This window comes from Pseudomonas antarctica (genome assembly GCF_900624995.1).
In the GTDB taxonomy this organism is placed as follows: Bacteria; Pseudomonadota; Gammaproteobacteria; order Pseudomonadales; family Pseudomonadaceae; genus Aquipseudomonas; species Aquipseudomonas antarctica.
Genome location: NZ_UYXQ01000006.1, coordinates 133017 through 145431, shown reverse-complemented (window position 1 = coordinate 145431; position 12415 = coordinate 133017). Strand labels below are relative to the sequence as shown.

13 protein-coding genes and 4 tRNA genes are annotated in these 12415 nt (G+C 59.0%); 14 read left to right on the top strand and 3 right to left on the bottom strand.

What is annotated here, in order from left to right:
* Window position 1 precedes the first annotated feature (1 nt).
* Complete coding sequence (locus E0F99_RS06880) at window positions 2-439, top strand: FKBP-type peptidyl-prolyl cis-trans isomerase (protein ID WP_173667163.1); 438 nt, start codon at window positions 2-4, stop codon at window positions 437-439.
* Window positions 440-632: 193 nt separating this feature from the next.
* The gene (ispH, locus tag E0F99_RS06875; protein WP_083360219.1) at window positions 633-1580 is read left to right on the top strand and encodes a 4-hydroxy-3-methylbut-2-enyl diphosphate reductase; all 948 of its coding nucleotides are present in this window, start codon (window positions 633-635) and stop codon (window positions 1578-1580) included.
* Here ispH and E0F99_RS06870 read toward each other — a convergent pair.
* Complete coding sequence (locus E0F99_RS06870) at window positions 1534-2115, bottom strand: GspH/FimT family pseudopilin (RefSeq protein WP_083360218.1); 582 nt, start codon at window positions 2113-2115, stop codon at window positions 1534-1536. The two genes, ispH and E0F99_RS06870, sit on opposite strands and share 47 nt — an antisense overlap.
* 206 nt (window positions 2116-2321) lie before the next feature.
* Between E0F99_RS06870 and pilV the strand changes: the two genes are divergently transcribed.
* The 5 genes from pilV (at window position 2322) to thiO (ending at window position 5634) form a co-directional block, all read left to right on the top strand.
* On the top strand, window positions 2322-2807 hold the full coding sequence (gene pilV / locus E0F99_RS06865) for a type IV pilus modification protein PilV (RefSeq protein ID WP_083360217.1): 486 nt from the start codon (window positions 2322-2324) through the stop codon (window positions 2805-2807).
* On the top strand, window positions 2804-3511 hold the full coding sequence (locus E0F99_RS06860; RefSeq protein WP_083360216.1) for a PilW family protein: 708 nt from the start codon (window positions 2804-2806) through the stop codon (window positions 3509-3511). The genes pilV and E0F99_RS06860 overlap by 4 nt, the downstream gene beginning before the upstream one ends.
* 7 nt (window positions 3512-3518) lie before the next feature.
* Window positions 3519-4049 (top strand): pilus assembly PilX family protein, encoded by a 531-nt coding sequence (locus E0F99_RS06855; protein WP_083360215.1) that lies wholly within the window; start codon window positions 3519-3521, stop codon window positions 4047-4049.
* Window positions 4050-4060: 11 nt separating this feature from the next.
* A complete protein-coding gene (locus tag E0F99_RS06850; RefSeq protein ID WP_083360214.1) occupies window positions 4061-4462 on the top strand; it encodes a type IV pilin protein in 402 nt (133 codons plus the stop codon).
* A gap of 62 nt (window positions 4463-4524) precedes the next feature.
* Window positions 4525-5634, top strand: a complete 1110-nt coding sequence (gene thiO, locus E0F99_RS06845; RefSeq protein ID WP_083360502.1) for a glycine oxidase ThiO — start codon at window positions 4525-4527, stop codon at window positions 5632-5634.
* Here the strand turns inward: thiO and E0F99_RS06840 are convergent.
* Window positions 5621-5854: a PP0621 family protein gene (locus E0F99_RS06840; RefSeq protein ID WP_010213250.1), complete on the bottom strand. Its 234-nt coding sequence runs from the start codon at window positions 5852-5854 to the stop codon at window positions 5621-5623. The genes thiO and E0F99_RS06840 overlap by 14 nt on opposite strands.
* Before the next feature lie 125 nt (window positions 5855-5979).
* Window positions 5980-7005, bottom strand: coding sequence for an outer membrane protein assembly factor BamD (locus E0F99_RS06835; RefSeq protein WP_083360213.1), 1026 nt, complete (start codon window positions 7003-7005; stop codon window positions 5980-5982).
* Between the two features lie 149 nt (window positions 7006-7154).
* On the opposite strand from E0F99_RS06835, the gene rluD reads away from it, so the two are divergent.
* From rluD to E0F99_RS06800, 7 genes are all read left to right on the top strand, one after another.
* Entirely contained in the window at window positions 7155-8117 is a 963-nt protein-coding gene (gene rluD, locus E0F99_RS06830) for a 23S rRNA pseudouridine(1911/1915/1917) synthase RluD (RefSeq protein WP_005784662.1), read from the top strand.
* Window positions 8114-8839 (top strand): peptidoglycan editing factor PgeF, encoded by a 726-nt coding sequence (pgeF, locus tag E0F99_RS06825; protein ID WP_083360212.1) that lies wholly within the window; start codon window positions 8114-8116, stop codon window positions 8837-8839. Before rluD ends, pgeF begins: the two co-directional genes overlap by 4 nt.
* A 168-nt stretch (window positions 8840-9007) precedes the next feature.
* Complete coding sequence (gene clpB, locus E0F99_RS06820; protein WP_083360211.1) at window positions 9008-11572, top strand: ATP-dependent chaperone ClpB; 2565 nt, start codon at window positions 9008-9010, stop codon at window positions 11570-11572.
* Window positions 11573-11875: 303 nt separating this feature from the next.
* Window positions 11876-11951, top strand: a tRNA-Asn gene (locus E0F99_RS06815).
* 10 nt (window positions 11952-11961) lie between these two features.
* Window positions 11962-12038: transfer RNA gene (locus tag E0F99_RS06810), tRNA-Pro, on the top strand.
* 5 nt (window positions 12039-12043) lie between these two features.
* Window positions 12044-12119, top strand: a tRNA-Lys gene (locus tag E0F99_RS06805).
* 94 nt (window positions 12120-12213) lie between these two features.
* Window positions 12214-12290: transfer RNA gene (locus E0F99_RS06800), tRNA-Pro, on the top strand.
* Window positions 12291-12415 lie beyond the last annotated feature (125 nt).

The following is a 12415-nucleotide window of genomic DNA, read 5'->3' as shown; positions in this document are numbered from 1 at the left end:
ATTGGCTGAGCAACGCATCGGCCAGAACACGGAAGTCACTTTGCATTTCGCACTGCGCCTGGAGAATGGCGACACGGTCGACAGCACGTTCGATAAAGCCCCGGCGACCTTCAAGGTCGGCGACGGCAACCTGCTGCCGGGTTTTGAAGCGGCCTTGTTCGGTTTCAAGGCTGGCGACAAGCGTACCCTGCAGATCTTGCCGGAAAATGCCTTTGGCCAACCCAACCCGCAAAACGTGCAGATCATCCCGCGTTCGCAGTTCCAGGACATGGACCTGTCGGAAGGCTTGCTGGTGATCTTCAACGATGCGGCGAATACCGAGCTGCCCGGTGTGGTGAAAACCTTCGATGACGCGCAAGTGACCATCGACTTCAACCACCCGTTGTCCGGTAAAACCTTGACGTTTGACGTTGAAATCTTCGACGTTAAAGCGCTCTAACTGACGAAACATAGCAAGTGTGGGAGCGGGCTTGCTCGCGAATGCTGAGGCACATTCAGTAAATATGTTGGCTGACACACCGCTTTCGCGAGCAAGCCCGCTCCCACATTTGATTCGTGTTGTTAAATAGAGACCAGCCGCGCCTGCGGTTGCAATGATCCAATTTCTTGCCCTGCAAGACACGAGGCACAGCATGCAAATCAAACTCGCCAACCCCCGTGGCTTTTGCGCCGGTGTGGACCGGGCGATCGAAATCGTCAATCGCGCCCTGGAAGTCTTCGGGCCGCCGATTTACGTGCGCCATGAAGTCGTCCACAACAAATTTGTGGTTGAAGACCTGCGCGCGCGCGGCGCTATCTTTGTCGAAGAACTCGACCAAGTGCCAGACGACGTTATTGTCATCTTCAGCGCCCACGGCGTTTCCCAAGCCGTGCGTACTGAAGCTGCCGGCCGTGGCCTGAAAGTATTCGACGCTACCTGCCCACTGGTGACCAAGGTGCACATCGAAGTTGCGCGTTACAGTCGCGACGGCCGTGAATGCATCCTGATCGGCCATGCCGGTCACCCGGAAGTCGAAGGCACCATGGGCCAATACGACGCCAGCAATGGCGGCGCCATCTACCTGGTGGAAGACGAAAAAGACGTCGCCAACCTGCAGGTGCAAAACCCTGAGCGGCTGGCCTTTGTCACGCAGACCACCTTGTCGATGGACGACACCAGCCGGGTAATCGATGCCCTGCGCACGCGCTTCCCGGCCATCGGCGGCCCGCGCAAAGACGACATCTGCTATGCCACGCAAAACCGCCAGGACGCGGTCAAGCAATTGGCCGATGAGTGCGATGTAGTGCTGGTGGTCGGCAGCCCGAACAGCTCCAACTCCAACCGCTTGCGCGAATTGGCAGAGCGCATGGCCACCCCGGCGTACCTGATTGACGGTGCCGAAGACATGCAGCGCAGCTGGTTCGACGGTGTCGAGCGCATCGGCATTACGGCGGGCGCTTCAGCACCGGAAGTCCTGGTACGCGGTGTGATCCAACAGCTGCAGGCCTGGGGGGCAACCGGTGCCGATGAGTTGGCCGGCCGTGAAGAGAACATCACGTTCTCGATGCCGAAGGAGCTGCGGGTTCGCTCGCTGCTTTAAGCCCCAAGGTGCCGGAGGCACTCCGGCACAACGCCTGCTCGGTTGGGTCACTGCGCAGGCTGATGCGCCCGCTGGGGGCAAGAACTACCTGAAACAGGCTTTGCGCCTGGCCCGTGTCGCACACATGCACAGTGCCTGCGCGGAAACCACCTGCTGAAAATATCGGTTCGCCCAACCCGCTGAAGCGTACCTGGCTCTTGACCGGCCCATTCCCTACTATCGGTATTTGCCCGCTGCCCTGTCGTTCCAGCAGCACGGGGTTTTTGTCGTCCTGGTGGCCGCGCCCGCTTTCGTCCACGATCACTCTCCAACCCAGGCCCCAGTCCTCTTCCCGGGCATGAATGACCACCGCGCGATTGCGTGCGATAGCCTCGGTACGTGCGTAGCGCAGGCCGCTGGCCAGCGACTGCGCCGCTGTTTGTCGTTGCTGCGATTCAAGCAAACCTCTGAAACTCGGTACCGCCAGGTTCGCCAGGATGCCGCTCAGCGCCAGGCTGAGCAGCAGTTCGATCAGGGTGAAGCCGCGCTGTTTCATAGGCCGTCCCTCCGTGGACGTGTTCAATGTTTCAGGTGACAGGCATAGGTATAGCGCGCTGCTTCTGGCGCTGAATGATGGCTTTTATGTCCAAAGTATTTCCCTTTGTTCCGGGAGCAGCGCCAGTCAAAAACTGGCGCTAGTCTTGGGCCGCACAGCAGGTTTCTCCTGCTTTTTTCCGGCCTTCGACACGGATGACGACGGTAATGCTTGCTCGCCCCAATACACACCCTGTCTGCGCTTTGCCCCGGCACCAAGTCGGCATGACCCTGATCGAGGTGCTGGTAGCGGTGCTTATTCTCGCGGTTGGCCTGCTGGGCGCTGCGGTAATCCAGCTCAATGCACTCAAGTACACCGACAGTTCAAGGATGATCAGCCAGGCCAGTTTCATTGCCTACGACATGCTGGACCGAGTTCGTGCCAACGCTGGCGCGGATTACTCATGGGGTCGAACCGAAGGCCCGCCACTCAATACGGCCAGCGCCAGCGTGCGTGACCTGGACCTGCATGATTTTGAAGCCAATATCGTCGGTTTTGCCGGTACGAGCGGCAAAGGCTCCGTGGTGGTCAGTGGCAGCGTAGTGACCGTCAGTGTCAGTTGGGATGACGCCAGGGGAGCGAACGCCCGCGGTGCGCGGGAAACCTTCACCCTCACCAGTCGCATTGCCGGTGATTTGGCGGTGGCGCAATGAATCGCTACGCACAGGGTTTCAGCCTGGTGGAGTTGTTGCTGGCGCTGGCGGTCGGGCTGGTGTTGATCCTCGGAGTCAGCCAGGTCGTCGTCAGCGCTCGAACCACTCACGCCAGCCAGCAGGCCGCTATGTTGCTGCAGGATGATGCGCGGTTTGTGCTGGGTAAGATGATTCAGGATGTTCGCCAGGCGGGTATGTTCGGTTGCCTGGCGACGGCCTATATCGAAAACGCACCGCCAGCCTTTGATCGACCGATTGGCTGGAGTGCCACGGGCAGTTCCAAGTCACTCACGGTGGTCACGGCCGATTCGGGAGCCGAGGGTGGCAAACCTGACTGGACGGTGCTCTCTGATTGCATTGGCACAGCCCAAGCCTATTTGGGGAACTCGCCGCCACCGGCGCCTGGCCAGATTCGGTTCGCGATACGCCAGCTCACCTACACCTTTGAAGCCGGTCAGTTGAAGGTCAGTACGCCTGCAGCGCCAGCCAAGACGGTGCTGGTGGATAACGTACAGGTGTTCGAGATCAGTTTTGGCGTGGCGGCCAACACCGGTTCGACTCGCGTGGTGCGCTATGACGTCAGCCCGGTGGATGAGTCGCTGATACGCAGTGTGCGTATCCAGATGACACTGCGAGACCCGACCGGGCGCGTCAAGGACCAGGCCTACAGTGTCGTGGCCGCGCTGCGTAATCGGTTGGGGTAGGGTAATTATGCTGAGTTTTCACGGGTTTTACCTGCGGCAGAAGGGCATGGTCCTGCTGATCAGCCTGGTGTTTTTGTTGGTGTTATCACTGATCGGCATGGCCTCGATGCAAGGTGCTGTGTCCCAGCAAAAGATTGCCGGCGGCGTCTGGCATCGCAATCAATCATTTCAAAGTGCCGAAAGCGGCCTGACGCTGGGGGAGTCGACAGCCCTGCACGCCGGGGCCGGGCTGCCGTTGTGCCGATCAATCAGCGCCTGCGCACCGCCACAGGAATCGTTTTCGGTGGTGGGCGCCGGGTCGAACCCTGCTTCAACAGTCAACTGGATTGCCTTGAAGGGTGGCCTGTATGCGGTCCAATCGCTGGGGCAGGGAGCGGGGCTGGCGGGTTTGCCACCAGCAACACCAGCCTCGTTGTACCGCGTGACAGCAGTGGGGCTCAGTGGCCAATCGCGTACGGTTCTGGAGGCGGTGTATGCACAGGTGAGCGAAGAGGTAGGCGCGGGATTTCGTCGGGTTTTATGGCGGCAACTTCAATGAGGAGCGTAACAATGGGCAAGGATTGCCAAGGGTTTACCCTGGTCGAGTTACTGATCGCTGTAGCGATCATCACGTTTCTGGCCGGGATCGCTTACCCCGCGTATACCGGTTATGTAAAAAAAGTCTATCGCGCAGAAATCGCTGCGTTGTTGGCCGAGCAAGTCCACTACCTGGAACGCTTTTACACGCGCAACGGTACTTTTATTGATGCAAGCGGCGTCAGTGAGGGCAATGATCGCTATAGAATCAGCGCTGCATTGAACCCTCAGGCATTCAGCCTGCTGGCCACGCCTGTCGTTGGCTCAGTCATGGCGGATGACCCTTGCGTTGCCTTCAGCCTGACCAGCTCCGGCGTGCGTAGCAATCCCGGCGCATCACCTGAGATGTCGCGCAAGGCGTGCTGGGGGCAATGATGAGGGTGCTGGATGAATGGGCGCCGGTTACGCTTTTCCCTTTTTATCGGCTGGATCAAATGATGGCTAAGCAACAGCAAGTGGTGATTGTCGGTGGCGGAGTAATCGGGTTGTTGACGGCCTACAACCTGGCCATCCAGGGGCAGGCAGTCATTCTGCTGGAGCGCTCGGGGCTTGGGCAGGAGTCGTCCTGGGCGGGCGGCGGCATCGTGTCGCCGCTGTATCCGTGGCGCTACAGCCCGGCGGTCACTGCGCTGGCGCATTGGTCCCAGGATTTTTATCCGCAACTGGCGCAGCGGTTGTTTACCGCCACGGGTGTTGATCCGGAGGTTCATACCACGGGTTTGTACTGGCTGGACCTGGAGGATGAGGCCGAGGCACTCGCCTGGGCTGCCCGTGAAGGCCGGCCATTGAGTAAAGTGGATGTGTCGGCTGCCCACGATGCGGTGCCGGCGCTGGGAGGCGGGTATTCCCAGGCGATCTACATGGCGGACGTGGCCAATGTACGCAACCCGCGCCTGGTTAAATCCCTTAAGGCGGCGCTGTTGGCGTTACCTGGCGTGACTATTCATGAGCAGTGCGAGGTGCACGGGTTTGTTCATGAGGGCGCAGATGTCGTGGGCGTGAATACAGCTGTGGGGCCGATCCTCGGAGATCAGGTCGTGTTGGCCGCTGGAGCCTGGAGCGGGGAACTGCTGGGCAAGTTGGGCTTGTCGCTCCCTGTGGAACCGGTCAAAGGTCAAATGATTTTGTACAAATGTGCGTCTGATTTCTTGTCGAGCATGGTGCTGGCCAAAGGACGCTATGCGATCCCTCGGCGTGATGGGCACATTCTGATCGGCAGTACGCTGGAGCATGAAGGGTTCGACAAGACCCCGACCGAATCGGCGTTGGAAAGCCTCAAAGCGTCAGCTGTGGAGTTGATTCCCGCGTTGGCGGGCGCCGAGGTTGTGGGTCACTGGGCTGGTTTGCGGCCCGGCTCGCCGGAAGGTATCCCTTACATCGGCGAGGTTCCAGGCGTAAAAGGGTTGTGGCTCAATTGCGGGCATTACCGCAATGGCTTGGTACTCGCACCGGCATCCTGCCAGTTGTTTGTCGACTTGTTGCTGGGGCGTACACCGATCATTGATCCGGCGGCCTATGCGCCCGCCGGTCGGATCACCGCTGAATAGACTTCGGCCCTTGCTCCAGGTGCGCCTGGGTGCAATACCACTCTTGGCGTGAGCTCAGTGCGCGATCCTGCGGCAGGTGTACGCCGCAGTGGGCGCAGCGCACCATCAAAGCGGCGTCGGGTTCGCTGGCGCGTTGCTGCTTGGCGGCCGGGCTTTTGAATTTGCGCCAGAACCATACCGCGGCAGCAATAACGGCAATCCAGAACAGTAGACGAAGCATGATGGGCAGTTTCTCGACAAGGAATGCGCCAGTTTAGCCAAGGTGGCAGCAGGCGCACAGCGCAATAATACTCGGCAATAAAAAAGGAGCCTCGAGAGGCTCCTTCTTGATGACGCCGGATGCAATCAGTCAAACACGCCGAACGTCATGTAGCTGAACCACGAGCGGTCCTGGTTGTTGCCCAGGGCCTGTGGCTCCTGCTCTTCGATCACATCGCCGTTTTCGTCATGTGGCTTGAGGTCCGAAGGAATAGCGTCCTTGGCGTCCTGGTACTGCTTCATCACGTCCTGGTTGGCGCGGGTTTCGCCCGGCGGCAGCGGTGGACGGGATTCAATCAGGCCCAAGGTGTACTTGCTCAGCCACGAACGGTTGTCCGCTTCAGCAACCTGAGGCACGAACTGGCCGTCCTTCAGGCTTGGGTGATCCGGGTAGTTGAGTTTCAGGGTTTCCAGGCTGGTGGTCGCCAGGGCGTCCAGGTGCAGGCGCTGGTAAGCCTCGGTCATCACTGCCAGGCCATCACCCACGGATGGGGTTTCCTGGAAGTTTTCCACGACATAGCGGCCACGGTTGGCGGCAGCGACGTACGCCTGACGGGTCAGGTAGTAGTGGGCTACGTGAATTTCGTAGGAAGCCAGCAGGTTGCGCAGGTAGATCATGCGCTGCTTGGCGTCCGGCGCGTAGCGGCTGTTGGGGTAGCGGCTGGTCAGCTGGGCGAACTCATTGTAGGAGTCGCGGGCAGCACCCGGGTCACGCTTGGTCATGTCCAGCGGCAGGAAGCGCGCCAGCAGGCCAACGTCCTGGTCGAACGAGGTCAGGCCCTTCATGTAGTAGGCGTAGTCCACGTTCGGGTGCTGCGGGTGCAACCGGATAAAACGCTCGGCGGCAGACTTGGCAGCCTCAGGCTCGGCGTTCTTGTAGTTGGCGTAAATCAGCTCGAGCTGTGCCTGGTCGGCGTAGCGCCCGAACGGATAGCGCGACTCCAGGGCCTTCAGCTTCGCTGTGGCGCTGGTGTAGCTATTATTGTCCAAGTCTTTTTGAGCTTGTTGGTACAGCTCGACTTCGCTCAGGTTTTCGTCGACGACTTCCTTTGTTGACGAGCAAGCAGCAGTCATGGCGAGGATGGCGATCAGCAGCAGGTGTTTCACTTGCATGGCGGCTTGCGTCCCTATGACGGCCGCTGTCTTGGGCGGGGCCGTCCTGTTATGATGAGCGCCCCGTTGAAAGCCTCGGGGCAAAAGACGCCGTATTTAACCACAAGCGCGCAGCCGAAACCAAAGGCTGTGCCACGCCTAGTCTGAGCATGTCCGATAAAATTGAACTTCGCGCAGAGGTGCCGTCCGAATTGGGCGGCCAACGCCTCGATCAAGTCGCCGCACAATTATTCGCTGAGCACTCGCGCTCGCGCCTTTCCGCCTGGATCAAAGACGGCCGCCTGACTGTGGATGGAGCGGTTATCCGCCCGCGAGACATAGTCCATGGCGGTGCGATTCTTGAGCTGACTGCCGAGCAGGAAGCCCAGGGAGAATGGGTCGCCCAGGACATCGAGCTGGATATCGTCTATGAAGACGACGACATCCTGGTCATCAATAAACCCGCAGGCCTGGTAGTTCACCCGGCAGCCGGGCACGCTGATGGCACCTTGCTCAATGCCCTGTTGCACCACGTGCCGGACATCATCAATGTTCCGCGCTGCGGCATCGTGCACCGCCTGGACAAGGACACCACCGGTTTGATGGTGGTGGCCAAGACTATCCAGGCCCAGACGCAGTTGGTCACACAATTGCAAAGCCGTAGCGTCAGCCGGATCTACGAGTGCATCGTGATCGGCGTGGTGGTGGCAGGTGGCAAGATCAACGCCCCTATCGGCCGCCACGGCCAGCAGCGCCAGCGTATGGCGGTAATGGAGGGCGGCAAGCAGGCCGTCAGCCACTACCGTGTACTCGAGCGTTTCCGCTCCCACACTCACGTGCGGGTTAAGCTGGAAACCGGTCGTACGCACCAGATTCGCGTGCACATGGCGCACATTAACTTCCCGTTGGTCGGAGATCCGGCCTACGGCGGTCGCTTCCGTATCCCGCCGGCGGCAAGCCAGACCATGGTTGAATCGCTGAAGTCTTTCCCGCGCCAGGCACTGCATGCCCGTTTCCTGGAGCTGGATCATCCGACGAGTGGTAAGCGGATGAGCTGGGAATCGCCTCTTCCGGACGATCTGGTCTGGTTGTTGTCGCTGCTCAAGCAGGATCGCGAGGCGTTTATCGGATGAGTGACTGGCTGATTCCTGACTGGCCCGCGCCGGCCGGGGTGAAAGCCTGCGTTACCACCCGTGCGGGCGGCGTCAGTCTGGCGCCGTTCGACAGCCTTAACCTGGGCGATCATGTCGAGGACAGCCTTGAGGCCGTCCTTGAGAATCGCCGTCGTCTGACCGATGCCTTTGATATTCAGCCTGCGTGGCTGCGCCAAGTCCACGGGACAACCGTGGTCGAGGCTGACCCGTCGCGCATCGCCGAAGCCGATGGCAGCTGGACCAGCACGCCTGGGATTGCCTGCACATCAATGACCGCCGATTGCCTGCCCGCGTTGTTCTGCAACCGTGCCGGTACTCGCGTGGCGGCCGCCCATGCCGGTTGGCGCGGGCTGGCAGCAGGCGTATTGGACGCAGCCTTTGAAAGCTTGAACACCGAACCCGGCGAAGTGTTGGTCTGGCTGGGCCCTGCAATCGGCGCGCAAGCCTTTGAAGTTGGCCCGGAAGTGCGTGAAGCCTTCATGCAGCCACTGCCGATTACCGCCGAAGCCTTCGTTCCAAGCCACAACTCCGGCAAGTACTTGGCCGACATCTACCAGTTGGCACGCCTGCGCCTGGCCGCGCGCGGTGTCACCGCTGTATATGGTGGCGGTTTCTGCACCGTGACTGATCCGCGCTTCTTTTCTTACCGCCGCAGCCCTCGCACCGGTCGGTTTGCCTCCCTGATCTGGCTTGACCGCTAGACTCTCTTGATCTGGGTCAACCCTGGTCCATATCGACCATTGATCGCTTGAATCTTGCAGAATCCACCCCATCTATAGGGGTATCTGGCAGGTTTCTTCATTCAGGATGTGTTCTCGCGAGCGAGCTCGCTCGTAATAGCTCCGGCCTGCTCAAAAGGAAGGTGACTAATGCGTATTGATCGTTTAACCAGCAAATTGCAATTGGCCTTATCTGACTCTCAATCCTTGGCGGTGGGCCTTGACCACCCGGCCATCGAGCCTGCGCACTTGATGCAGGCGCTTCTGGAGCAGCAAGGGGGTTCTATCAAGCCCTTGCTGATGCAAGTGGGCTTTGACGTCAACAGCCTGCGCAAGGAGTTGAGCAAAGAGCTCGACCAACTGCCGAAAATCCAAAACCCTACCGGCGACGTGAACATGTCGCAGGACTTGGCGCGCCTGCTCAACCAGGCGGATCGCCTGGCCCAGCAGAAAGGTGACCAGTTCATTTCCAGCGAACTGGTGCTGCTCGCCGCAATGGACGACAACAGCAAGCTTGGCAAATTGTTGCTGGGCCAGGGCGTGAGTAAGAAAGCCTTGGAAAACGCCATCAACAACCTGCGCGGCGGCGAAGCGGTGAATGACCCCAACCATGAGGAGTCGCGCCAGGCTCTGGATAAATACACGGTTGACCTGACCAAGCGCGCTGAAGAAGGCAAACTTGACCCGGTGATCGGCCGTGACGACGAAATTCGTCGCACTATCCAAGTGCTGCAACGCCGCACCAAGAACAACCCGGTGCTGATCGGTGAACCTGGCGTGGGTAAAACCGCGATTGCCGAAGGCTTGGCCCAACGCATCATTAATGGTGAAGTGCCAGACGGCCTTAAAGGCAAGCGCCTGTTGTCTTTGGACATGGGCTCGCTGATCGCCGGTGCCAAGTTCCGTGGCGAGTTCGAAGAGCGCCTGAAATCCCTGCTCAATGAGCTGTCGAAGCAGGACGGGCAGATCATTCTGTTTATCGACGAACTGCACACCATGGTCGGCGCCGGTAAAGGCGAAGGCTCGATGGACGCGGGCAACATGCTCAAGCCAGCCCTGGCTCGGGGTGAGTTGCATTGCGTTGGTGCGACCACGCTCAACGAATACCGCCAGTACATTGAAAAGGACGCAGCCCTTGAGCGTCGTTTCCAGAAAGTACTGGTGGAAGAACCGAGTGAAGAAGACACCATCGCGATCCTGCGTGGCCTGAAAGAGCGCTATGAGGTCCACCACAAGGTGGCGATCACTGACGGCGCGATCATTGCGGCGGCCAAATTGAGCCATCGCTATATCACTGACCGTCAGTTGCCGGACAAGGCCATTGACCTGATCGACGAAGCGGCCAGCCGCATTCGCATGGAGATCGACTCCAAGCCGGAAGTGCTCGACCGCCTGGATCGGCGCCTGATTCAACTGAAAGTCGAATCCCAGGCGCTGAAGAAGGAAGAGGATGAGGCGGCGAAGAAACGCTTGGAAAAACTCCAGGAAGAAATCCTGCGCCTGGAGCGTGAATATTCGGACCTCGAGGAAATCTGGACGTCGGAGAAAGCCGAGGTGCAGGGTTCTGCGCAGATCCAGCAAAAGATCGAGCAGTCCCGTCAGGAACTTGAAGCCGCGCGGCGTAAAGGCGACCTGAACCGCATGGCCGAGTTGCAGTACGGGGTGATCCCGGACCTGGAGCGCAGCCTGCAAATGGTCGATCAGCACGGTAAAAGTGAGAACCAGTTGCTGCGCAGCAAGGTGACGGAGGAAGAAATCGCCGAAGTCGTCTCGAAGTGGACCGGCATCCCCGTGTCGAAAATGCTCGAAGGTGAGCGCGACAAGCTGCTGAAAATGGAAAGCCTGTTGCACCAGCGCGTTATTGGCCAGGAAGAGGCGGTGGTGGCGGTGTCCAACGCGGTACGCCGTTCCCGGGCCGGCTTGTCCGACCCGAACCGTCCGAGCGGCTCGTTCATGTTCCTTGGCCCGACCGGCGTGGGTAAGACCGAGCTGTGCAAGGCCTTGGCTGAGTTCCTCTTTGATACCGAAGAGGCCATGGTGCGGATCGATATGTCCGAATTCATGGAGAAACACTCCGTGGCGCGCTTGATTGGCGCCCCACCAGGCTATGTGGGCTACGAGGAGGGCGGTTACCTGACCGAAGCCGTGCGGCGCAAGCCTTACTCGGTGATCTTGCTGGACGAGGTCGAGAAGGCCCACCCGGATGTGTTCAACATCTTGCTGCAGGTGCTGGAAGATGGCCGCTTGACGGACAGCCACGGGCGTACGGTGGATTTTCGCAACACGGTGATCGTGATGACCTCCAACCTGGGCTCCTCGCAAATCCAGGAACTGGTCGGTGATCGTGAGGCGCAGCGTGCTGCCGTCATGGATGCGCTGACCTCGCACTTCCGCCCGGAATTTATCAACCGGGTCGATGAAGTGGTGATCTTCGAGCCTTTGGCGCGGGATCAGATAGCGGGCATCACCGAGATCCAGTTGGGCCGCCTGCGCAGCCGCCTGGCCGAACGCGAGCTGGACTTGGAACTGAGCAGCGAGGCGTTGGACAAGCTGATCGCGGTGGGTTACGACCCGGTGTATGGCGCACGGCCTCTCAAACGTGCGATCCAGCGCTGGATCGAGAACCCATTGGCGCAGTTGATCCTGTCGGGCAGCTTCATGCCGGGGACCAGCGTCGCGGCCACGGTGGAAAACGACGAAATCGTCTTCCACTAAGCCCAGACTGTATGGTTATAAGAGGAGGCCTCGCATTGCGGGGCCTTTTTTTTCGATAGGGCGTTGAACTGTAAGGCAAAGGCTTGTAAAGTGCGCCCCGCAGCAACGTCAGCCCACGGGTTTCTTCTCCCCAAGAAGAAATCAGAAAGAAGCGCAAATCATTGTCTTAAAAGCAATTTAAAGGGTTGACAGGGGTTTTTAAGATTGTAGAATAGCGCGCCTCAGAGACATGAACGTAGCGATACGGACGGGTCGAAGAGAAGGTTACAAAGCAGTAAAAGTTGTACATTTGAAATATGCAGTTCCGTGATAGCTCAGTCGGTAGAGCAAATGACTGTTAATCATTGGGTCCCAGGTTCGAGTCCTGGTCACGGAGCCAATTTCAAAACCGGGGTATAGCGCAGTCCGGTAGCGCGCCTGCTTTGGGAGCAGGATGTCAGGAGTTCGAATCCCCTTACCCCGACCATTTTTGGGTCGTTAGCTCAGTTGGTAGAGCAGTTGGCTTTTAACCAATTGGTCGTAGGTTCGAATCCCACACGACCCACCATTTTTGAGACCAGTTAACGCTGGAATCGAATCTTAAGATCAGAGGCCAAAAGCACTGATCGAAGAAGGCGACTGAAAGGTCGCCTTTTTTTTACCGGGGTATAGCGCAGTCCGGTAGCGCGCCTGCTTTGGGAGCAGGATGTCAGGAGTTCGAATCCCCTTACCCCGACCATATTAAAAGTCCTCGTATCGAAAGATACGGGGATTTTTTTTGCCCGTTGGTTAGCCTGCTTGTGCGAATTCCAAACAAATATTGTGCTGATTAGTGCGTTGGTGCGGTGATGACGGTCTCCTAGA

Excerpts from the sequence above, each read along its gene's own strand:
- E0F99_RS06835 (WP_083360213.1), bottom strand. The coding sequence starts at position 7,005 with ATGCAAGTGAAACACCTGCTGCTGATCGCCATCCTCGCCATGACTGCT.
- E0F99_RS06840 (WP_010213250.1), bottom strand. The coding sequence starts at position 5,854 with ATGCTTCGTCTACTGTTCTGGATTGCCGTTATTGCTGCCGCGGTATGG.
- rluD (WP_005784662.1), top strand. The coding sequence starts at position 7,155 with ATGTCCGATAAAATTGAACTTCGCGCAGAGGTGCCGTCCGAATTGGGC.
- E0F99_RS06850 (WP_083360214.1), top strand. The coding sequence starts at position 4,061 with ATGGGCAAGGATTGCCAAGGGTTTACCCTGGTCGAGTTACTGATCGCT.
- E0F99_RS06860 (WP_083360216.1), top strand. The coding sequence starts at position 2,804 with ATGAATCGCTACGCACAGGGTTTCAGCCTGGTGGAGTTGTTGCTGGCG.
- ispH (WP_083360219.1), top strand. The coding sequence starts at position 633 with ATGCAAATCAAACTCGCCAACCCCCGTGGCTTTTGCGCCGGTGTGGAC.
- E0F99_RS06855 (WP_083360215.1), top strand. The coding sequence starts at position 3,519 with ATGCTGAGTTTTCACGGGTTTTACCTGCGGCAGAAGGGCATGGTCCTG.
- pilV (WP_083360217.1), top strand. The coding sequence starts at position 2,322 with ATGCTTGCTCGCCCCAATACACACCCTGTCTGCGCTTTGCCCCGGCAC.
- thiO (WP_083360502.1), top strand. The coding sequence starts at position 4,525 with ATGGCTAAGCAACAGCAAGTGGTGATTGTCGGTGGCGGAGTAATCGGG.
- E0F99_RS06870 (WP_083360218.1), bottom strand. The coding sequence starts at position 2,115 with ATGAAACAGCGCGGCTTCACCCTGATCGAACTGCTGCTCAGCCTGGCG.
- clpB (WP_083360211.1), top strand. The coding sequence starts at position 9,008 with ATGCGTATTGATCGTTTAACCAGCAAATTGCAATTGGCCTTATCTGAC.
- pgeF (WP_083360212.1), top strand. The coding sequence starts at position 8,114 with ATGAGTGACTGGCTGATTCCTGACTGGCCCGCGCCGGCCGGGGTGAAA.